Raw genomic sequence first — 19250 nt, 5'->3', positions numbered from 1 at the left:
CTTGCCTTTGGTTTTGTTGATGCCCCTTGTGTGGCGGCAAAGGCCAATCCGCGCTCTGATCTGTATCAAGTTTTGCTTGGTTCTGGTTGCCTGCGTCCGGCGGGAAAATTCAATGAAAAAAGAGGCCTAGCAGATGCTTGACCCTAGGCGCATACCTGGTTTGCGCCCAGAGGGTGGCTGGGACCTGCCCGATCAGTTGAACATGGCGCGTCAGTGTCTGGTTCATCCCGATGATCGTATTGCCGTGATTGATCTAACCGGTCCCACTGAACAGCGTGTGACTTATGAGCAGCTACATCATATGACCGACGGGATTGCTCGTGCTTTGCAGCAGAAGGTACAGCCAGGTGATCGGGTCGGTGTCCTGCTCAGCCAATCCCCATGGTGTGCCGCCGCGCATCTGGCGATCTGGAAGATCGGCGCGATCTCGGCTCCCCTGTTCAAGCTGTTCAAACAGGAGGCATTGCTGTCTCGTGTCAGTGATGCGGGCGCCAGTATTGTGCTGACCGATGTCGAGGGTGCCGGGCTGCTTGAAGGGATCGCAAAGCCTCTGATCGCATCTGAAGTAGGGGTGGCCGGCGCTCCACTTCCCTTTGCCGAGACTGGGCCGGATGATCCGGCGGTGCTGATCTATACGTCGGGCACAACCGGCAGCCCCAAGGGGGCCCTGCACGGGCATCGGGTGCTGACGGGCCATTTGCCCGGCGTTTCAATCAGCCACGATCACCTGCGCGACGGAGACTGCCTGTGGACCCCTGCCGATTGGGCCTGGATCGGCGGGCTGTTCGACGTGCTAATGCCCGGTCTGGCGCTGGGCATTCCGGTGGTTGCGGCGCGGCTGGATAAGTTTTCGGCTGAGGCCTGCGCGGACGTGATTGCGCAGGGTGGGGTGCGAAACGTGTTCTTCCCTCCGACCGCGCTGCGGATGCTGAAAGCAGCGGATCAGAGCATACCCGGCTTGCGCTCGGTCGCCTCGGGTGGGGAGCCTCTGGGGGCCGAGATGCTGGCCTGGGGACAGCAGACGTTTGGCCTGACGATCAATGAGTTTTACGGCCAGACCGAATGCAACATGGTCGTCTCTTCCTGTGCCGAGGATTTCCCGGTTCAGCCCGGTTGCATCGGCAAACCAGTGCCGGGGCATGAGGTGGCGGTGATCGACGACGATGGCAATCCGACCGGGGACGAGGGCGACGTGGCCATCCGGCGCGGCTCGGCCTCGATGTTGCTGGAATATTGGAACCGCCCTGACACAACTGCTGAGAAATTCCGGAGCGACTGGCTGATCACCGGCGATCGCGGCGTGTGGGAGGGAGACTATCTGCGCTTTGTCGGTCGTGATGATGACGTGATTACCTCCGCCGGGTATCGCATCGGCCCGGCTGAGATCGAGGATTGCCTGCTGACCCACCCGGCGGTGGCAACGGTGGGCGTGGTCGGCAAGCCCGATCCGCTGCGGACCGAGATTGTGAAGGCCTATGTGGTGTTGAAACCGGGTGCTGAGGCTGCGGAACGGGAGTTGCAGGAGTGGGTCAAGGATCGTCTGGCGCAGTACTCCTATCCGCGCGAGGTGGCGTTTTTGGAGGAACTGCCAATGACGGTCACGGGGAAGGTGATACGCAAGGAATTGAAGGCCCGAGCGGCCACAGAGGTGTTATGATACGTTTTATCGCCGTCTTGTCTCTGCTGCCCGTTCAAGCGGTGGCTGATTGGGCTCCTGACCCGGTAGCCGAGGCTGATATTTGGCATTGTGTGGCCGAGGCGGGTGAAGGCTGGCATGCTGGTGCAACGTGTGTCCGGAACTTTGCGAATGCCTGCATAGAAGAGGGCGGTTCCTATGACAGCATAGCGGTTGCACAGTGTATGGACGCAGAGACCAAAGCTTGGGATGCAGTGATGAACACAGCATACGGATCTTTGCGCCAAGATTTATCAGATCCAGAACTGCCGCCCGTTGCAGCTGAGGCTCTCAGGGACGCACAGCGCGCCTGGATCGCATTTCGAGACGCTGAATGCCTGTCGCGGGGAAATCTGACAACCGGAACGGGCCACTTCGAAGATGGGGCGGATTGTATGTTGCGGGTAACAGCAACGCGCGCGTTGGATTTGATCGGATATGGGGGCACACAATGAGTAAATTGAAATCCGCGTTCCTTCCTAGTTCGGAAGCCGCACAAACAAACCGCACCGCCCATCTCGACGCGCTGGCGCAAATCTCCGAAGCTGCTGAAGCAGCCCGTATCGGAGGCGGCGAGAAATCTCGCGCGCGGCACGTTTCTAGGGGCAAGATGCTCCCGCGGCGTCGGGTGGCGAACCTGCTCGACCCGGGCTCTCCGTTTCTTGAAATCGGCGCGACGGCGGCGCATGGGATGTATAGCGATGCCGCGCCCTGTGCCGGGGTCATCGCAGGCATTGGGCGTGTGCAGGGGCGCGAGGTCATGGTGGTCTGTAACGACGCCACCGTGAAGGGCGGCACCTATTACCCGATGTCGGTGAAGAAACACCTGCGCGCGCAGGAGATCGCCGAGGAAAATCAACTGCCCTGCATCTATCTGGTCGACAGCGGCGGTGCGAACCTGCCCAATCAGGATGAGGTCTTTCCTGATCGCGATCACTTTGGCCGCATCTTCTACAATCAGGCGCGTATGAGTGCGAAGGGGATCGCTCAGATCGCCGTTGTGATGGGGTCATGTACCGCGGGCGGGGCCTATGTGCCCGCGATGTCTGACGTCACGATCATCGTGAAGGAACAGGGGACGATTTTTCTGGCCGGGCCGCCTCTGGTGAAGGCTGCGACCGGCGAGGTCGTGAGTTCCGAAGATCTGGGCGGCGGTGACGTGCATACCCGCCTGTCAGGTGTGGCGGACTACCTAGCGGAAGATGACGCCCACGCTCTGGCTTTGGCGCGACGGGCTGTTGGCTCGCTGAACCTGCGCAAACCGCAGACGGTGGATTGGGCCAGCCCCGAAGACCCTGCCTATGACCCAGAGGAAATCCTCGGCGTTGTTCCGGCTGACTTGCGCACGCCCTATGACATCCGCGAGGTGATCGCGCGGCTGGTCGACGGCTCTCGGTTCGATGAGTTCAAGCCCAGGTTTGGGGAAACGCTGGTGACCGGCTTTGCCCATGTCAAAGGCTGCCCGGTGGGCATCATCGCCAACAATGGGGTACTGTTTTCCGAGGCCGCGCAGAAGGGCGCGCATTTTGTCGAGCTGTGCTCGCAACGCAAAACCCCGCTGGTGTTCCTGCAAAACATCACCGGCTTTATGGTGGGCCGTAAATACGAAAACGAAGGCATCGCGCGGCATGGGGCCAAGATGGTGACGGCGGTGGCAACAACTTCGGTGCCGAAGATCACGATGCTTGTCGGAGGCTCATTCGGGGCCGGAAACTATGGCATGGCCGGTCGGGCCTATCAGCCTCGGTTCCTGTGGACCTGGCCGAATTCTCGGATTTCCGTGATGGGCGGCGAGCAGGCGGCGGGCGTTCTGGCCACCGTCAAACGCGACGGAATCGAACGGCAGGGCGGCACTTGGTCCGCCGAGGAAGAAGCCGATTTCAAACGCCCGACACTGCAGATGTTCGAGGAACAGTCGCATCCGCTGTATGCCTCGGCCCGCCTCTGGGACGACGGTATCATCGACCCGCGCAAATCGCGTGATGTGTTGGCCCTATCGCTCAGCGCAGCGCTGAATGCCCCGATTGAGGAGACACGTTTCGGCGTGTTCAGGATGTAAGATGACCGATCTGGAACAGCTAAAAAACCGCTACCCAGGCGCACAGACCTTCAAGTTTGGGGACAACGCGGCGCTGAGTGACGAGCTGCTGGCCCTTGTGCGTGCTGGAAAGAAAACGGCGACCTGCGATGCATTGCGAAACTATCCCGAAGGCTCTCCTGACCTGCCGGTGGTTGGGCGGCGCGATATTGCTCTGAACTGGAATGATCGCCCGGCGCTGGTGATAGAAACGGTCGAGGTTACGATCTGTCGCTATTGCGATGTGACCGAAGGTTTTGCGCTGGCCGAGGGCGAGAATGAAACGCTTGCGGGGTGGCGCGATGATCACCGCCGTTATTTCGAACGCAATGGCGGCTTCGATCCTAAGATGGAGTTGGTCTGCGAGCGATTTCGTCTTGTCGAAGATCTGGCGGTTGAGGGGTAAGCCATGTTTTGTAAAATCCTGATTGCCAACCGGGGCGAGATCGCCTGCCGAGTGATGGAAACTGCTCAGAAAATGGGCGTTGCTTGTGTCGCTGTTTATTCCGATGCAGATGCCTCGGCCAAGCATGTTCAGATGGCGGATGAAGCGGTTAATATCGGCGGCGCGGCTCCGTCAGAGAGCTATCTGAAGGGCGATGTGATCATTCAGGCGGCGCTGGATTCCGGCGCGCAGGCGATCCATCCGGGCTATGGGTTTCTATCCGAAAACCCGGAATTCGTGGATGCGGTTGAGGCTGCGGGCTTGACGTTCATCGGACCATCGGCAGATGCGATCCGGAAGATGGGCCTCAAAGACGCAGCAAAGGTTCTTATGGAACAGGCGGGCGTGCCTGTCGTGCCGGGTTATCATGGGGACAATCAGGACCCCGAGCATCTGGCCGAGGCGGCCGAAACTATTGGCTATCCTGTGTTGATCAAGGCAGTGGCAGGCGGCGGCGGCAAGGGGATGCGGCTGGTCGAAAATCCCGAGGATTTTCTGTCCGCTCTGGACAGCGCACGCGGCGAGGCGAAAACCGCCTTCGGCAATGATGCTGTGCTGGTTGAGAAATTCGTCGCGAAGCCTCGCCATATCGAGGTGCAGGTATTTGGCGACGGCAGACACGCAGTTCACCTATTCGAACGGGACTGCTCATTGCAGCGACGGCATCAGAAGGTGATCGAAGAGGCTCCGGCCCCTGGCATGACAACTGAAATGCGCGACGCGATGGGACATGCAGGTGTCCGCGCGGCTGAGGCGATTGGCTACAAAGGGGCGGGGACGGTTGAGTTTATCGTCGACGCGTCCGAAGGACTGCGCCCGGATCGGTTCTGGTTCATGGAAATGAACACGCGCCTGCAGGTTGAACACCCTGTAACCGAGGCGATCACGGGCGTCGATCTGGTCGAATGGCAGTTGCGTGTGGCAGCGGGTGAGAGCTTGCCAAAACAGCAAAGAGACCTTTCGATCAACGGCCACGCGTTCGAGGCGCGGCTCTATGCCGAAGATGTACCCAAGGGATTCCTGCCAGCAACAGGTACCCTGACCCATCTGCGCTTTCCTCAAGGGTGTCGGGCAGATAGTGGCGTGAGGGCGGGGGATACAATCAGCCCCTGGTATGACCCGATGATTGCAAAGGTGATTGTGCATGGGCCGACGCGGTCGGTCGCTCTCGAACAGTTACACCGCGCGTTGCAAGGGACTGAGGTCGCCGGAACGGTTACCAACCTGTCATTCCTGGGGGCCTTGACCCGGCATACTGGCTTTGCCTCGGGCGATGTCGATACGGGGCTGATCGGGCGCGACCTTGACGAATTGGTGCAGGCGGTACCGCCACGGCCCGAGACCCTTGTGGCGGCAGCCATGCGGGCATCGAACTTGGTGGACATGCAGGCAGACGCTGGTTTCTCGCTTTGGGCGCCTCTGCATCGGGCGGTTCAGCTGATATCCGGTGAGGATCATATCGAGCTTGATGTTCAAGTTATTGGCGCCGAGCGGCAGGAGTGGCACGTGGGTGAGACGGTCGTCACGGCACAACGCCAGGACGGGCGCTGGCTGATCAACGGAAAACCGATGCCCTATGTCGTGGTCACTGGTCCCCGGATCACGGTCTTCGAGGATTATGGACAGAGTTTTGACCTGGTCGACCCACTGGACCGCGAGGCCAGCGCGGCTGGGGATACCAACCTGATCGAAGCGCCGATGCCGGGGCTTGTCAAAGCGGTCTTTGCAGTGGCCGGTCAGCCGGTCAATGAAGGCGACCGCTTGGCGGTGCTGGAGGCGATGAAGATGGAACATTCCCTGCTTGCTGCTCGGGATGGTGTTGTCGCAGAGGTTCTGGCCGAAGAAGGCGCTCAGGTCGAAGCCGGTGCCGCCTTGGTCCGGTTGGAAGATAGCTAGGCTGTTCGAAAGTCTGTGCATGTGTCACGATCAGTTTGGACACCTAAGGGAGATGAGGCATGGGCGAACGGGTCGAAATTTTTGAAGTCGGGCCTCGGGACGGGTTGCAGAACGAAACGCGCGACATTCCGGTGGCCGAGAAGATTGCGCTTGTCGATTGCCTGTCGGATGCCGGGTTCAACCGGATCGAAGTGGCCAGCTTTGTTTCACCTAAATGGGTTCCCCAAATGGCGGGAAGCGCCGATGTTCTGGCCGGCATAGCGCGCGCAAAGGGTGTGCGATATGCAGCCCTGACCCCCAATATGCGGGGGTATGAAGATGCATTGGCAACCAAAGCGGATGAGATCGCGGTTTTTGCCTCGGCTTCCGAGGGATTCTCGAAAGCGAATATCAATGCCACCATTGCCGAGTCGATTGAACGGTTCACGCCGATCCTGGACGCCGCGCGCCACATCGACCTGCCAGTGCGCGGCTATGTCTCTTGCGTGACCGACTGCCCGTATGATGGGCCGACACCGCCCGAAAAGGTGGCCGAGGTCGCGGATCTTTTGTTCTCTCACGGCTGCTATGAGGTGTCTTTGGGCGATACGATCGGGCAGGGCACGCCGGACAAGATCGCACGGATGTTGATGGCGGTGCGAGAGCGTGTTCCCGTGACCCGGCTGGCCGGTCATTTTCACGACACGAATGGCCGGGCGTTGGACAATATCGATGCCTCGCTTTCACTGGGCGTCCGTGTATTCGATGCCGCCGTTGGTGGCCTTGGTGGTTGCCCTTACGCACCCGGTGCAGCGGGCAATGTCGCGACCGAAGCCGTTGCGGCGCATCTGGAACGGTTGGGATATGCCACCGGCCTGGATGCCAAAGTGTTGGATAAAGCCGCGCAGATGGCGCGCGCCATGAGGGGCTAAGATGTACGAAACGATCTCGATCGTCACAGATGCACGCGGCGTTGCCACCCTGTGCCTAAACCGCCCGGAAAAACACAACGCGATGTCGGCCACGATGATCGCCGAACTGACGCGCGCAGCGCAGGATTTGGAGCAAGACCCCGCTGTTCGGGTCGTCGTGCTGACCGGGACTGGTAGATCCTTTTGCGCGGGCGGGGATCTGGTTTGGATGCAGGATCAGATGACAGCCGACCCTGCAACGCGTTTCATCGAAGCACGCAAGCTTGCGGAAATGCTGCAAGCGCTCAACACGATGCCGAAACCCCTGATCGGAGCGTTGCAAGGCAATGCGTTCGGCGGTGGCGTGGGTCTGGCTGCTGTCTGTGATGTGGCGATTGGTGTTGAAGCCCTGAAAATGGGCCTGACCGAGACAAAGCTGGGCCTGATCCCGGCGACGATTGGGCCCTATGTGATCGCACGTATGGGGGCGGCCAAGGCCCGCCGGGTTTTCATGTCTGCGCGTCTGTTTGATGCGGCCGAGGCCGTGAGGCTTGGGCTTTTGGCCAAAACAGTTGCGGTAGACGGGTTGTATCAGGCCATCGAGGACGAAGTTCTTCCCTATCTGAACTGCGCACCAGGGGCGGTTGCCTCGGCCAAGGCGCTGGTTCAGGATCTTGGGCCTAAGATTGACGATCAGGTGATTGACCATACGATCAATGCGCTGGTTTCTCGCTGGGAAACAGAAGAAGCGCACGAGGGAATTAACGCTTTCTTTGAGAAACGTAAGCCCAAGTGGATCAACGACGTTTAATTCTGAGACGGAATGCGGCGCTGTGCAGAATGACATGCGAAATTTCAGGATGGTCAACCCCAAGGTTGATGCCCCTGCGCGCTTGTGATCGGTTGACCCTCTGACCCCGCAGAGATAGAGAATGTCCAGTCAACTCGCCAATTGACCGCGCGCTCAATATGGATCGCGCAGGAAAGGAGCTACTCTTGGAAGAGCTGTTGCGGGAATATCTCCCGATCCTGGTGTTTCTGGCCGTGGCCGTGGGCCTTGGAATAGTGCTGATTCTGGCGGCTGTCGTTTTGGCCGTCCGCAACCCCGATCCGGAAAAAGTCAGCGCATATGAATGCGGCTTCAACGCATTTGATGACGCGCGGATGAAATTTGATGTTCGATTCTATCTGGTCGCGATTCTTTTCATTATCTTCGATCTGGAAATCGCCTTCCTGTTCCCCTGGGCCGTTGGCTTCAAGGACATCAGCGATGTGGGTTTCTGGTCCATGATGGTGTTTCTGGGCGTTCTGACCATCGGCTTTGCCTATGAATGGAAGAAAGGGGCGCTGGAATGGGAGTGATGACGGGTGCAAACACCGCTGGCGTCGACAAAGAAGTCGCCACCCAGGCCTTGAATGCCGAGCTTCAGGACAAAGGGTTCTTGCTGACTTCGACCGAGGACATCATCAACTGGGCGCGCACTGGCAGCTTACATTGGATGACCTTTGGTCTAGCCTGCTGCGCGGTTGAGATGATGCACACCTCGATGCCGCGCTATGACGCGGAACGGTTCGGTATCGCCCCGCGCGCATCCCCGCGCCAGTCCGACGTGATGATCGTGGCTGGAACCCTGACCAACAAAATGGCCCCGGCGCTGCGCAAAGTTTACGATCAGATGCCCGAACCGCGCTATGTGATCTCGATGGGCTCCTGCGCGAATGGCGGTGGCTACTACCATTATTCCTATTCAGTCGTGCGCGGCTGTGACCGCATTGTGCCCGTGGATATCTACGTACCCGGCTGCCCTCCGACCGCCGAGGCGCTGCTCTATGGTCTGATGCAACTGCAACGTAAGATCCGCCGTACTGGGACGATTGTAAGATGATCGGGGTTTCTGGTTCGACACCTTCTATAGATTTGGTCGCGGAGAACTCGGCGATACTGGCCGGTTTCGCCGATCGTGGGGTCGATCTGAACCAAAAGCTAGAGTTCGAATTTTCTGTTGAATTTTCAAGCAAAGATCAGGCGAAGGAGTTCAGATCGATTGCTCGTGAAGCAATGAAGCCGATAAAAGCGGAGTTTGGGCTGAAAAATTTCCTGTTTATTTTGTGTAACTACGAAGATGAAGGCTGCGTCGAGTTAAAGTGCTGTGTCGAAACTACTCCGGACGTCCGATTGATTTCTACCATCGAACAGACGTTGGGGGCACTCGCTGCAGAACGCGGTGGAAGTGACTGTTTTTGGGAGTTCCCAGATCCGGCGAACAACAAAGTTCCTACGGAATCCGCGCAGGAGGTTGGTCAATGAGCGAAGCACTCAAAGAACTCGGCACACAGCTTGAACTGAAACGCTCGGATTGTGTTCTGTCCTGGGACGTGACCCATGAAGAATTGAACGTCGATGTTGCGCTGTCGAACCTTGTCGAATTCATTGAATTCCTGAAAAGCGACCGGTCCTGTCAATTCTCTACCTTGGTGGATATCACCGGCGTGGACTATCCCGAACGAGCCAAGCGGTTCGACGTGGTCTATCACTTCCTGTCGATGTACCAGAACCAGCGTATTCGCCTGCGGGTCTCGATCCGCGAGGAAGACATGGTGCCCTCGATCGTTGACGTACACCCCTCGGCCAATTGGTTTGAGCGTGAGGTGTTCGACATGTTCGGCATCCTGTTCTCAGGCCATCCGGACCTGCGGCGTATCCTGACCGACTATGGCTTCCGGGGCTATCCGCTGCGCAAGGATTTCCCGACCACAGGCTATACAGAAGTGCGCTATGACGAGGCGCAAAAGCGAGTGGTCTACGAACCCGTCAGCCTCGTGCAGGAATACCGTCAGTTTGATTTCATGTCCCCGTGGGAAGGTGCGAACTACATCCTGCCGGGGGATGAGAAGCAGGAGGCCGAGTGATGGGGGGTATCTGGTGGCTGATCCTTTCCGCGCTGACCATCATCCCGATGGTAAAGATTTTGCCATTCTTCGGGATCAACAAGGTCTGGTGCCTGCTATGTCTGGTCCCTTTTGGCACGATTGCCCTGCTCTGGTGGGTCGGGATCAAGCTACAGGAAATGGAGCGCCGTTAAGATGCTGACGATGTTGGGCGAACTGATCACATTGGGCGCGCTGGGTGTTTTGCTGGCCGGGGCTGCTGCCAAAGCCGTTGAGGCAAAAAAGGTCCGAGTTCGGGCTGAAGCAAAGAAAAGACGGGGGCGTTGATGGACGGCTCAAGATATGATGACGGCAGCACGGACGCGCTGAGCGGCGAGCAGAAGATCCGTAACTTTAACATCAACTTCGGCCCGCAACACCCTGCAGCGCATGGGGTTTTGCGCTTGGTTCTTGAGTTGGACGGCGAGATCGTGGAGCGTTGCGATCCGCATATCGGCCTGCTGCATCGTGGTACTGAGAAGCTGATGGAAAGCCGGACGTATCTGCAGAACCTGCCGTATTTCGATCGTCTGGACTATGTGGCGCCGATGAACCAGGAACATGCCTGGTGTCTGGCGATTGAGAAACTGACTGGTGTTGAAGTGCCGCGTCGCGGCTCGCTGATCCGGGTTCTGTATTCCGAGATTGGTCGTATCCTGAACCATCTGCTGAACGTGACCACACAGGCGATGGATGTTGGCGCGCTGACTCCGCCGCTTTGGGGATTTGAAGAGCGCGAAAAGCTGATGGTGTTCTACGAGCGTGCCTGCGGGGCCCGCCTGCACGCTGCTTACTTCCGCCCCGGTGGCGTCCATCAGGACCTGCCGCCGGAACTGCTGGACGACATCGAGGCTTGGAGCCACGAATTCCCCGCCGTTCTGGACGATATCGACGGTCTACTGACCGAAAACCGCATCTTCAAACAGCGCAACGCCGATATTGGCGTTGTGACCGAGGATGACATCCAGAAATACGGGTTCTCGGGCGTGATGGTCCGTGGCTCGGGCCTCGCATGGGACCTGCGTCGCGCGCAACCCTACGAATGCTATGACGAGTTCGAGTTCCAGATCCCCGTCGGCAAGAATGGCGATTGCTACGACCGTTATCTCTGCCGCATGGAAGAGATGCGCCAGTCGCTGCTGATCATCCGTCAGGCCATCGCCAAGATTCGCGAATGCCCGGGCGACGTTCTGGCCCGTGGCAAGATCACCCCACCGAAACGGTCTGACATGAAGACCTCGATGGAAAGCCTGATCCATCACTTCAAGCTCTACACCGAAGGGTTCCACGTCCCCGCAGGCGAGGTCTACGCCGCCGTCGAAGCCCCCAAGGGCGAGTTTGGCGTCTATTTGGTCGCCGACGGCACCAACAAGCCTTATCGCGCCAAACTGCGCGCGCCGGGGTTCTTGCATTTGCAAGCCATGGACCACATCGCCGGAGGCCACCAACTTGCCGACGTCGCCGCCATCATCGGCACTATGGATGTGGTTTTCGGGGAGATTGACCGGTGAAAACGATTGTCGTCGCTCTTACAGTTTATGCGCTTTCCGGGCCAGTGATAGCCCAAGCGCTGGTCGGTGAAAGCGACTATGTTCATGTTTCTGATCTTGCCAATGCAGGGTTTGAGCCATTTGCCACAAGTGGCCAGAACGGGGCTAGTTTCGGTATGAAAAAAGGCTCGGATATGTATTTTTGCTTTAGCGCGGATCGAGAGGAATTTGCTGCCGTTCGTCGCGAGAAATTGAGTGCAGAAATGCGCGATGAATCGCCTGATCGAAAGGTGCCCAACATTTTTGTTGCGTGCATTGCGATGCAGTAGGACCAGATCAATGCTTAGACGCCTCCACCCCGAACAACCCGACAGCTTCGCCTTCACCTCTGCCAATCAGCAATGGGCCGAAGCGCAGATTACCAAATATCCCGAAGGTCGTCAGGCCAGTGCGGTGATCCCGTTGCTGTGGCGCGCGCAAGAGCAGGAGGGGTGGCTATCCCGTCCGGCAATTGAATCCGTCGCTGACATGCTGGGCATGGCCTATATCCGCGTGCTTGAGGTCGCCTCATTCTATTTCATGTTCCAACTTCAGCCGGTCGGATCGGTGGCGCATATTCAGGTCTGTGGCACGACCTCCTGCATGATCTGCGGGGCCGAGGATCTGATTGCGGTCTGCAAGGACAAGATCGCCGCCAAGCCGCATGAACTGTCTGCCGATGGTAAACTGAGCTGGGAAGAAGTCGAATGCCTTGGGTCCTGCGCCAATGCGCCGATGGCGCAGATCGGCAAGGACTATTACGAAGATCTGACCGCCGCGAGCTTTGGCAAGATTATCGACGATCTGGCCGCAGGCAAGGTGCCAACACCGGGCCCTCAGAACGGGCGTTACGCAGCTGAACCACTGGGCGGGCTGACCAGCCTGACGGACCATGACGCAGGCAAACCGCAGTACAATGCCAGCGTGGCCTTGGCGACCGATCTGGGCGACACGGTCAAGCGCATCGACGGGACCGAGGTGCCGATTCTGACCCCTTGGCTGGGCAAGGACGGCAAGGCAGCGGCGACCAAGTCGGCCCCGAAACCGCCCAAAGCGCCGAAACCGGCCAAACCCGCTGTGAAGCAGGCGGAGGAGGCGAAGGCCGCCAAGGAAGCGCAGCCAGAAACGCTGACTGACGCGCGGGATGGCAAGGCCGATGATCTGAAAATGCTGAAAGGCGTCGGCCCGAAACTGGAGCAGACGCTGAACGAGCTGGGTTTTTACCATTTCGACCAGATCGCCGCCTGGACGCCCGAACATGTGGCTTGGGTCGATACACGGTTGAAGTTCAAAGGCCGGATCGAGCGCGACGGATGGATCGCACAAGCGGCCAAGCTGGCAGCGGGAGAAGAGACCGAGTTTGCCAAGCGCGCCAAGAAAGACGGTAAGTACGAAGACTGAGATGGACGCGGATAAGGAACAGGCCATCGCCCGCAAGGGCCGACATATTGGCATCGTCATTGCGGTGACGATGGCGATCTGGCTTGCCATGAACCTGTTCATCGGTCCCGCTTTGGGGCTGACCACGCGCCACGCATTGTTTTTTGACCTCGCCGCATTGGCCGGGTTCATCTATGCGGGCGTCAACATATTTCAACTCTGGCGCATGCGTCAGGAAAGCCGAAGGTAACACGCGATGCTGAAGGATCAGGACCGGATCTTTACCAACATCTACGGGATGCATGAGCGTACGCTGCGCGGTGCACAAGCTCGCGGGCATTGGGATGGCACCGCTGGATTGATCGAAAAGGGGCGCGACTGGATCATCCAGACGATGAAGGATTCCGGGCTGCGCGGGCGTGGTGGCGCGGGTTTCCCCACCGGTTTGAAATGGTCCTTCATGCCCAAGGAAAGCGATGGCCGTCCGGCCTACCTGGTTGTAAACGCAGATGAATCCGAGCCGGGCACATGCAAGGACCGTGAGATTATGCGCCACGATCCGCACACTTTGATCGAGGGGTGCCTGATCGCATCCTTCGCGATGAATGCGCATACCTGCTATATCTACCTTCGCGGCGAATACATCCGCGAGCGTGAAGCCCTACAGGCCGCGATTGACGAAGCCTATGACGCCGGTCTTCTGGGCAAGAATGCTGCCGGTTCGGGCTGGGATTTCGATCTGTTCCTGCATCACGGGGCAGGGGCCTATATCTGTGGTGAAGAAACGGCGCTGATCGAAAGTCTCGAAGGAAAAAAGGGCATGCCGCGTATGAAACCTCCGTTCCCGGCGGGGGCGGGGCTTTATGGTTGCCCGACCACAGTGAACAACGTGGAATCCATCGCGGTTGTGCCCACCATCCTACGCCGGGGCGCAGATTGGTTTGCGGGCTTTGGTCGTCAGAACAATGCGGGCACCAAGCTGTTTGCAATCTCGGGCCATGTGAACAACCCCTGCGTGGTGGAAGAGGCAATGTCGATCTCGTTCGAGGAGCTGATCGAAACCCATTGCGGTGGCATCCGTGGTGGCTGGGACAACCTTCTGGCGGTTATTCCGGGCGGGTCTTCGGTGCCATGTGTCCGCGGTGAGAACATGCGCGACGCGATCATGGATTTCGACTACCTGCGTAACGATCTGGGCTCTGGCCTTGGAACAGCAGCAGTGATCGTGATGGATAAGTCCACTGACATCATCAAGGCGATCTGGCGCCTATCCAAATTCTACAAGCACGAAAGCTGCGGTCAGTGTACGCCCTGCCGCGAAGGCACAGGCTGGATGATGCGCGTGATGGATCGTTTGGTGCGCGGCGAGGCCGAGCTGGAAGAGATCGATATGTTGTTTGACGTGACCAAACAGGTCGAAGGCCACACGATCTGCGCCCTTGGTGATGCGGCGGCCTGGCCGATCCAGGGCCTGATCCGCAATTTCCGGGACGAGATCGAAGATCGCATCAAGGCCCAGATATCGGGTCGTTCAAGCGCGATTGCAGCGGAGTAGGAAACATGGACCTATTCACAGATTATTCTCATGCTGTTGCTTCGGTTGTGATTTTCACGCTGGTCGTATTGTTGTTGTCACCCCTCACGGCGATGGCCAAACAGAGCAAAGGCTTGGCACCGGGTGCGACGCCTGATCAGGACTATGCCGACCGTGCTTATCGTTTGAATCGGGCCTATCTGAATGGAACAGAAACGCTGCCGGCTTTCGTCGCGGTAACAATTGCCGCGATTTTTCTGGGGGCGAGCCCGTTTTGGGTGAACCTGTTGGCTTCGGTCGCTCTGGTTGCGCGGTTGGCGATGCTGGTGGTTCATATTCGCGGAACGGGTAAGCCAAATTCAGGCATCCGTTCGATCTTTTATGTGCTGAGTTGGGCCTGCATGTTTGTGATTGGGGTCATGGCTCTGGTGGCGGCGTTCTGATGGGGAGCAAGGATAAAGTGAACTGGTCGACGGTTGGGCGCATTCGTTCAGGCACCTGCGTTGCTATTGCAGCCGTAGCGCTTGTGTCGTCCTGTGGTACGATCACAAAGTCAAGTGACCGGGTTCAATTCGAAGGCAATTTCTTCCGTGCCAAGGCCAAGCCTGTGGACAAGAAAAAGGCCCCGACTGATTTTACTGTTGTCGTGAACGGCGTCTCGCAGTCCTTGAACGGCGCGCGTGAAGCCGGGCGCTATGAGGGCACGAAGTACTGTATTGAGCAATTCGGCTCCTCCCGTATCGAATGGAAGGTCGGGCCTGATACCGAACCGGATCAGCTTCAGATCAGCGACGACAAGCTTTCTTTTGCAGGAACATGCCAGCGACCATGATCTGTGTTTTTGCATATCAGCGCATGACTAGGGGTTTGCTATCGCATAGCAGACCGTCAGGCCCTTGTTTTGGGGAACCCAAAACAAAAGGAAAGAACATGTCTGTAGCAAAATCCTTAGGTCTGGCCGTTCTGTTGACATTACCAATCGCAGCCGAAGCCAAACCTCCCCTGCGCGATGTTCATGAGATCGACAACGAGCTGTATTATATCGCCATCGCAAATGAGATTTCTGAATATTGCCCTTCGATCAGCGGTCGACGTCTCAAGGCGATCAATGTGATGTGGGGGCTGCGGTCCAAAGCCCACAAATTGGGATATTCCGACAAGGAAATCCGCGCCTATGTGGAATCGGACTCGGAAAAAGACCGGATGCGCGCCAAGGGCGAGGCCTATCTGGCGCAAAACGGAGTGTCTTATGACACACCGAACTCATTTTGCGCACTGGGGCAGTCCGAAATTCAAAGAAACAGCGCCATCGGCGTCTATCTGAGGGCGAATTGACGATGCGTTTCAGGGCAGTGCAAAAAACTCTTCTCGGCGGATTGCTTCTGCTTGTTGTGGCGGGATGTCAGACCACCGCCAGCGAGTCGCCTGAGGTGGCGGCCGCACGTGCGCCGTTCCGCACCGAAATGCCGGAAAACCTGTACAATGTAGCCTTCGCCAATGCGATGGCCGAACAAATCTCAATCGGATGCCCTTCATTGTCGATGAACCGGCCACAGATCGCGAACAGCATGAAAGCGGTGGCTGACGATCTTGAAGCCAAAGGGTATCAGGAAAGCGACTTTAAATATCTTGAACAAAATCTGCCTCGGAAACGGATTCAGGACGATGCAATCCGGTACATCCAAAGCAACGGGATCGTCATCGGTGTGCCGGAAACCATGTGTTCGGCGGGCCGACGCGAGATCGCCAAAGGCTCTGCCATTGGCACATTCCTGAAAGGGTAACGTCACAATGTCTGACCTCCGCAAGATCAATATCGACGGCCAAGAAATCGAAGTCGATGGCGCGATGACCCTGATCCAGGCTTGTGAACAAGCCGGGGTCGAGGTGCCGCGCTTTTGCTATCACGAGCGTCTGTCAATTGCCGGGAACTGCCGCATGTGCCTGGTCGAGGTTGTCGGCGGACCGCCGAAACCTGCGGCCTCTTGTGCGATGCAGGTGCGCGATCTGCGCCCCGGTCCGGAAGGGCAGCCACCGGTGGTCAAGACCAACTCGCCGATGGTCAAGAAGGCGCGCGAAGGGGTGATGGAGTTCCTGCTGATCAACCACCCTCTGGACTGTCCGATCTGTGACCAAGGCGGCGAGTGCGACCTGCAAGATCAGGCCATGGCCTATGGTGTATCGGGTTCGCGCTTCAAGGAAGCGAAGCGCGCGGTGGATGATTTGGATCTGGGGCCGCTGGTCGGCACCGCGATGACACGTTGCATCAGTTGCACCCGCTGTGTGCGCTTCACCACCGAGGTTGCCGGGATCACCCAGATGGGTCAGACCGGGCGCGGGGAAGATGCCGAAATCACCTCTTATCTGAACCAGACGCTGGAATCGAATCTTCAGGGCAATATCATCGATCTTTGCCCGGTTGGGGCACTGACCTCGAAGCCTTATGCCTTTACGGCCCGTCCTTGGGAGCTGACCAAGACCGAGAGTATCGACGTAATGGACGCTCTGGGCTCGAACATTCGCGTGGACACTAAGGGCCGCGAAGTAATGCGCTTTTTGCCGCGCAACCATGATGGCGTGAACGAGGAATGGATCAGTGACAAAACGCGGTTCGTCTGGGATGGTCTGCGCCGTCAGCGTCTGGATACGCCTTATATCCGTGAAAACGGCAAGCTGCGGCCTGCGTCCTGGCCCGAGGCGCTGACCAAGGCGGCTGAAGCGCTCAAGGGGGCTGAGAAACCTGCCGGCATCATCGGAGACCTGGCCCCGGTTGAGGCCGTATTCGCCCTGAAACAGATGATCGAAGGGCAGGGTGGCGTTGTCGAATGTCGCACCGATGGCGCTAAGTTGCCCGCAGGCAACCGTGGGGCCTATGCCGGGACCGCAACCATCGAAGAAATCGACAATGCCAAATCTATCCTCCTTGTGGGCACCAATCCGCGTGATGAAGCGCCAGTGTTGAATGCACGTATCCGCAAGGCGTGGGCACATGGTGCTGAGGTCGGGCTGGTCGGTGAGGCCGTAGATTTAACCTATGACTACGCACATTTTGGCACAAATCGCAAAGCGCTGACTGACAACGCGCAATGCGCAATTGATAATTTGTCCACGAAGGGCCCAAGCATTGTCATTGTTGGCGCGGGTGCTCTCAACGAAGCAGATGGTGCAGCCGTTCTAAGCGAAGTCATGCGTATCACGCAGGCAGCTGGGGCTAAGCTGCTGGTTCTGCACACCGCAGCCGCGCGCGTTGGTGCGATGGATGTGGATGCCACCAATGAAGGCGGCATGGAGGCGATCAGCGCGGCGGATGTCATCTATAACCTCGGCGCGGATGAAGTTGAAATCGGCGACGGTGCTTTTGTGATCTACCAAGGCAGCCACGGCGACCGTGGCGCGCATCGTGCCGATGTGATCCTGCCGGGCGCGGCCTATACCGAAGAAAACGGTCTGTTCGTGAACACCGAAGGCCGCCCACAACTGGCGATGCGCGCCGGGTTCGCACCGGGCGACGCCAAGGAGAACTGGGCCATCCTGCGGGCCCTTTCCGCAGAACTGGGCGCGACGCTGCCTTATGACTCGTTGGCGCAACTGCGCACGGCCTTGATCGAAGCGGTCCCACATCTGGCCCGCATCGACGAGGTGATCGAAAACGAGGTGCAGCCGCTTGAGGCTGGCGCATTGGGCGACGCGACATTCCGCAATGCGGTCAAGGATTTCTACCTGACCAACCCGATTGCCCGCGCCTCGCAACTGATGGCCGAGCTTTCGGCGCAGGCCAAAGCCTTAAAAACCGACAGGATCGCCGCAGAATGATCCGAACCGCTGACATATCCCCGACGACCCACGGTGTGAGGACCAATGGCTGACTTCTTTAACACCCCAGGCGGCATCGCCCTGATCATCCTGGCCCAAGTGCTTGCGGTTGTGGCCTTTGTGATGATCTCGCTGTTGTTCCTTGTCTATGGCGACCGCAAGATTTGGGCCGCCGTCCAAATGCGCCGAGGCCCTAACGTAGTAGGGGCTTATGGCCTGCTGCAAACGGTGGCGGATGCGCTGAAATATGTGGTGAAAGAGGTCGTGATCCCGGCGGGGGCGGATCGAACGGTATTCATCCTTGCACCACTCACGTCCTTTGTGCTGGCCATGATCGCCTGGGCGGTGATCCCATTCAACGATGGCTGGGTTCTGTCGGATATCAACGTCGCCATTCTGTATGTTTTCGCCGTCTCCTCGTTAGAGGTTTATGGCGTGATCATGGGTGGTTGGGCGTCGAACTCAAAGTATCCGTTCCTTGGCTCACTCCGCTCTGCCGCGCAGATGATTTCTTATGAAGTTTCAATTGGCCTGATCATTATCGGCATCATCATCTCAACCGGGTCAATGAACTTTGGCGATATCGTCCGTGCGCAAGATGGTTCCTTCGGCTTCTTCAGCTGGTATTGGCTGCCGCATTTCCCGATGGTCTTCCTGTTCTTCATCTCGGCGCTGGCCGAAACCAACCGCCCGCCATTCGACTTGCCCGAGGCGGAGTCGGAACTGGTTGCAGGCTATCAGGTCGAATACTCGGCCACGCCCTTCCTGCTGTTCATGGCCGGAGAATACATCGCCATCTTCCTGATGTGCGCCCTGACCACGCTGCTGTTCTTCGGCGGCTGGCTGTCGCCGATCCCGGGCCTGCCCGATGGCGTGCTGTGGATGGTCGCCAAGATGGCGTTCTTCTTCTTCCTCTTCGCGATGGTCAAAGCGATCACGCCGCGCTACCGCTATGACCAACTGATGCGCCTGGGCTGGAAAGTGTTCCTGCCGTTCTCGTTGGTCTGGGTGGTGTTCGTGGCCTTCGCGGCGAAATTCGACTGGTTCTGGGGCGCGTTTGCCCGCTGGAGCGTAGGAGGCTGA

24 protein-coding genes are annotated in these 19250 nt (G+C 58.3%); all 24 read left to right on the top strand.

Annotated features, from left to right (window positions below; genetic code table 11):
• Positions 1-133: 133 nt before the first annotated feature.
• Positions 134-1657 carry an AMP-binding protein gene (locus ACR0KG_RS14380; protein ID WP_480827652.1) on the top strand — a complete coding sequence of 508 codons (1524 nt, stop codon included), beginning with the start codon at positions 134-136 and terminating at the stop codon, positions 1655-1657.
• Entirely contained in the window at positions 1654-2130 is a 477-nt protein-coding gene (locus ACR0KG_RS14375) for a lysozyme inhibitor LprI family protein (RefSeq protein ID WP_480540803.1), read from the top strand. The genes ACR0KG_RS14380 and ACR0KG_RS14375 overlap by 4 nt, the downstream gene beginning before the upstream one ends.
• Positions 2127-3734 carry a carboxyl transferase domain-containing protein gene (locus ACR0KG_RS14370; protein WP_480827651.1) on the top strand — a complete coding sequence of 536 codons (1608 nt, stop codon included), beginning with the start codon at positions 2127-2129 and terminating at the stop codon, positions 3732-3734. The genes ACR0KG_RS14375 and ACR0KG_RS14370 overlap by 4 nt, the downstream gene beginning before the upstream one ends.
• A 1-nt stretch (position 3735) precedes the next feature.
• A complete protein-coding gene (locus tag ACR0KG_RS14365; RefSeq protein WP_480827650.1) occupies positions 3736-4158 on the top strand; it encodes an ASCH domain-containing protein in 423 nt (140 codons plus the stop codon).
• Between the two features lie 3 nt (positions 4159-4161).
• On the top strand, positions 4162-6093 hold the full coding sequence (locus tag ACR0KG_RS14360; protein ID WP_480827649.1) for an acetyl/propionyl/methylcrotonyl-CoA carboxylase subunit alpha: 1932 nt from the start codon (positions 4162-4164) through the stop codon (positions 6091-6093).
• A gap of 59 nt (positions 6094-6152) precedes the next feature.
• Positions 6153-7004 (top strand): hydroxymethylglutaryl-CoA lyase, encoded by an 852-nt coding sequence (locus ACR0KG_RS14355; RefSeq protein WP_480540813.1) that lies wholly within the window; start codon positions 6153-6155, stop codon positions 7002-7004.
• A gap of 1 nt (position 7005) precedes the next feature.
• Positions 7006-7794, top strand: coding sequence for a crotonase/enoyl-CoA hydratase family protein (locus ACR0KG_RS14350; RefSeq protein WP_480827648.1), 789 nt, complete (start codon positions 7006-7008; stop codon positions 7792-7794).
• A 185-nt stretch (positions 7795-7979) separates the two neighbouring features.
• Positions 7980-8345: an NADH-quinone oxidoreductase subunit A gene (locus ACR0KG_RS14345; RefSeq protein ID WP_170532281.1), complete on the top strand. Its 366-nt coding sequence runs from the start codon at positions 7980-7982 to the stop codon at positions 8343-8345.
• Complete coding sequence (locus ACR0KG_RS14340; protein WP_037307875.1) at positions 8336-8869, top strand: NuoB/complex I 20 kDa subunit family protein; 534 nt, start codon at positions 8336-8338, stop codon at positions 8867-8869. The genes ACR0KG_RS14345 and ACR0KG_RS14340 overlap by 10 nt, the downstream gene beginning before the upstream one ends.
• Positions 8866-9291: a ribonuclease E inhibitor RraB gene (locus ACR0KG_RS14335; protein ID WP_480827647.1), complete on the top strand. Its 426-nt coding sequence runs from the start codon at positions 8866-8868 to the stop codon at positions 9289-9291. The genes ACR0KG_RS14340 and ACR0KG_RS14335 overlap by 4 nt, the downstream gene beginning before the upstream one ends.
• Entirely contained in the window at positions 9288-9893 is a 606-nt protein-coding gene (locus ACR0KG_RS14330; RefSeq protein WP_170532283.1) for an NADH-quinone oxidoreductase subunit C, read from the top strand. The genes ACR0KG_RS14335 and ACR0KG_RS14330 overlap by 4 nt, the downstream gene beginning before the upstream one ends.
• Positions 9893-10066, top strand: coding sequence for a hypothetical protein (locus tag ACR0KG_RS14325; protein ID WP_170532285.1), 174 nt, complete (start codon positions 9893-9895; stop codon positions 10064-10066). Before ACR0KG_RS14330 ends, ACR0KG_RS14325 begins: the two co-directional genes overlap by 1 nt.
• Position 10067: 1 nt before the next feature.
• A complete protein-coding gene (locus tag ACR0KG_RS14320; RefSeq protein ID WP_480540819.1) occupies positions 10068-10199 on the top strand; it encodes a hypothetical protein in 132 nt (43 codons plus the stop codon).
• The gene (locus tag ACR0KG_RS14315; RefSeq protein ID WP_480827646.1) at positions 10199-11422 is read left to right on the top strand and encodes an NADH-quinone oxidoreductase subunit D; all 1224 of its coding nucleotides are present in this window, start codon (positions 10199-10201) and stop codon (positions 11420-11422) included. Before ACR0KG_RS14320 ends, ACR0KG_RS14315 begins: the two co-directional genes overlap by 1 nt.
• Complete coding sequence (locus ACR0KG_RS14310; protein WP_480827645.1) at positions 11419-11730, top strand: hypothetical protein; 312 nt, start codon at positions 11419-11421, stop codon at positions 11728-11730. The genes ACR0KG_RS14315 and ACR0KG_RS14310 overlap by 4 nt, the downstream gene beginning before the upstream one ends.
• 10 nt (positions 11731-11740) lie before the next feature.
• The gene (gene nuoE, locus ACR0KG_RS14305) at positions 11741-12841 is read left to right on the top strand and encodes an NADH-quinone oxidoreductase subunit NuoE (protein ID WP_480827644.1); all 1101 of its coding nucleotides are present in this window, start codon (positions 11741-11743) and stop codon (positions 12839-12841) included.
• A 1-nt stretch (position 12842) separates the two neighbouring features.
• Positions 12843-13070, top strand: coding sequence for a DUF5337 domain-containing protein (locus ACR0KG_RS14300; RefSeq protein ID WP_480827643.1), 228 nt, complete (start codon positions 12843-12845; stop codon positions 13068-13070).
• Between the two features lie 6 nt (positions 13071-13076).
• A complete protein-coding gene (nuoF, locus tag ACR0KG_RS14295) occupies positions 13077-14375 on the top strand; it encodes an NADH-quinone oxidoreductase subunit NuoF (RefSeq protein WP_480827642.1) in 1299 nt (432 codons plus the stop codon).
• Positions 14376-14380: 5 nt separating this feature from the next.
• Positions 14381-14797, top strand: a complete 417-nt coding sequence (locus tag ACR0KG_RS14290) for an MAPEG family protein (RefSeq protein WP_480827641.1) — start codon at positions 14381-14383, stop codon at positions 14795-14797.
• Between the two features lie 17 nt (positions 14798-14814).
• Positions 14815-15186: a hypothetical protein gene (locus ACR0KG_RS14285; protein WP_480827640.1), complete on the top strand. Its 372-nt coding sequence runs from the start codon at positions 14815-14817 to the stop codon at positions 15184-15186.
• Between the two features lie 98 nt (positions 15187-15284).
• Positions 15285-15689: a DUF5333 domain-containing protein gene (locus ACR0KG_RS14280; RefSeq protein ID WP_480827639.1), complete on the top strand. Its 405-nt coding sequence runs from the start codon at positions 15285-15287 to the stop codon at positions 15687-15689.
• Positions 15690-15706: 17 nt separating this feature from the next.
• Positions 15707-16138 carry a DUF5333 family protein gene (locus tag ACR0KG_RS14275; protein WP_480827638.1) on the top strand — a complete coding sequence of 144 codons (432 nt, stop codon included), beginning with the start codon at positions 15707-15709 and terminating at the stop codon, positions 16136-16138.
• Between the two features lie 7 nt (positions 16139-16145).
• Complete coding sequence (gene nuoG, locus ACR0KG_RS14270; protein WP_480827637.1) at positions 16146-18167, top strand: NADH-quinone oxidoreductase subunit NuoG; 2022 nt, start codon at positions 16146-16148, stop codon at positions 18165-18167.
• A 45-nt stretch (positions 18168-18212) separates the two neighbouring features.
• Positions 18213-19250, top strand: a complete 1038-nt coding sequence (gene nuoH, locus ACR0KG_RS14265; protein ID WP_480547770.1) for an NADH-quinone oxidoreductase subunit NuoH — start codon at positions 18213-18215, stop codon at positions 19248-19250.

Source organism: Ruegeria sp. H4, assembly GCF_056533065.1.
The sequence above is the reverse complement of the archived record's forward strand: the minus strand, read 5'-3'. Positions and strand labels throughout refer to the sequence as shown.

Excerpts from the sequence above, each read along its gene's own strand:
- ACR0KG_RS14290 (WP_480827641.1), top strand. The coding sequence starts at position 14,381 with ATGGACCTATTCACAGATTATTCTCATGCTGTTGCTTCGGTTGTGATT.
- ACR0KG_RS14340 (WP_037307875.1), top strand. The coding sequence starts at position 8,336 with ATGGGAGTGATGACGGGTGCAAACACCGCTGGCGTCGACAAAGAAGTC.
- nuoG (WP_480827637.1), top strand. The coding sequence starts at position 16,146 with ATGTCTGACCTCCGCAAGATCAATATCGACGGCCAAGAAATCGAAGTC.
- ACR0KG_RS14360 (WP_480827649.1), top strand. The coding sequence starts at position 4,162 with ATGTTTTGTAAAATCCTGATTGCCAACCGGGGCGAGATCGCCTGCCGA.
- nuoF (WP_480827642.1), top strand. The coding sequence starts at position 13,077 with ATGCTGAAGGATCAGGACCGGATCTTTACCAACATCTACGGGATGCAT.
- nuoE (WP_480827644.1), top strand. The coding sequence starts at position 11,741 with ATGCTTAGACGCCTCCACCCCGAACAACCCGACAGCTTCGCCTTCACC.
- ACR0KG_RS14320 (WP_480540819.1), top strand. The coding sequence starts at position 10,068 with ATGCTGACGATGTTGGGCGAACTGATCACATTGGGCGCGCTGGGTGTT.
- ACR0KG_RS14300 (WP_480827643.1), top strand. The coding sequence starts at position 12,843 with ATGGACGCGGATAAGGAACAGGCCATCGCCCGCAAGGGCCGACATATT.
- ACR0KG_RS14335 (WP_480827647.1), top strand. The coding sequence starts at position 8,866 with ATGATCGGGGTTTCTGGTTCGACACCTTCTATAGATTTGGTCGCGGAG.
- ACR0KG_RS14330 (WP_170532283.1), top strand. The coding sequence starts at position 9,288 with ATGAGCGAAGCACTCAAAGAACTCGGCACACAGCTTGAACTGAAACGC.
- ACR0KG_RS14380 (WP_480827652.1), top strand. The coding sequence starts at position 134 with ATGCTTGACCCTAGGCGCATACCTGGTTTGCGCCCAGAGGGTGGCTGG.
- ACR0KG_RS14375 (WP_480540803.1), top strand. The coding sequence starts at position 1,654 with ATGATACGTTTTATCGCCGTCTTGTCTCTGCTGCCCGTTCAAGCGGTG.
- ACR0KG_RS14355 (WP_480540813.1), top strand. The coding sequence starts at position 6,153 with ATGGGCGAACGGGTCGAAATTTTTGAAGTCGGGCCTCGGGACGGGTTG.
- ACR0KG_RS14370 (WP_480827651.1), top strand. The coding sequence starts at position 2,127 with ATGAGTAAATTGAAATCCGCGTTCCTTCCTAGTTCGGAAGCCGCACAA.
- ACR0KG_RS14350 (WP_480827648.1), top strand. The coding sequence starts at position 7,006 with ATGTACGAAACGATCTCGATCGTCACAGATGCACGCGGCGTTGCCACC.
- ACR0KG_RS14365 (WP_480827650.1), top strand. The coding sequence starts at position 3,736 with ATGACCGATCTGGAACAGCTAAAAAACCGCTACCCAGGCGCACAGACC.
- nuoH (WP_480547770.1), top strand. The coding sequence starts at position 18,213 with ATGGCTGACTTCTTTAACACCCCAGGCGGCATCGCCCTGATCATCCTG.
- ACR0KG_RS14325 (WP_170532285.1), top strand. The coding sequence starts at position 9,893 with ATGGGGGGTATCTGGTGGCTGATCCTTTCCGCGCTGACCATCATCCCG.
- ACR0KG_RS14280 (WP_480827639.1), top strand. The coding sequence starts at position 15,285 with ATGTCTGTAGCAAAATCCTTAGGTCTGGCCGTTCTGTTGACATTACCA.
- ACR0KG_RS14315 (WP_480827646.1), top strand. The coding sequence starts at position 10,199 with ATGGACGGCTCAAGATATGATGACGGCAGCACGGACGCGCTGAGCGGC.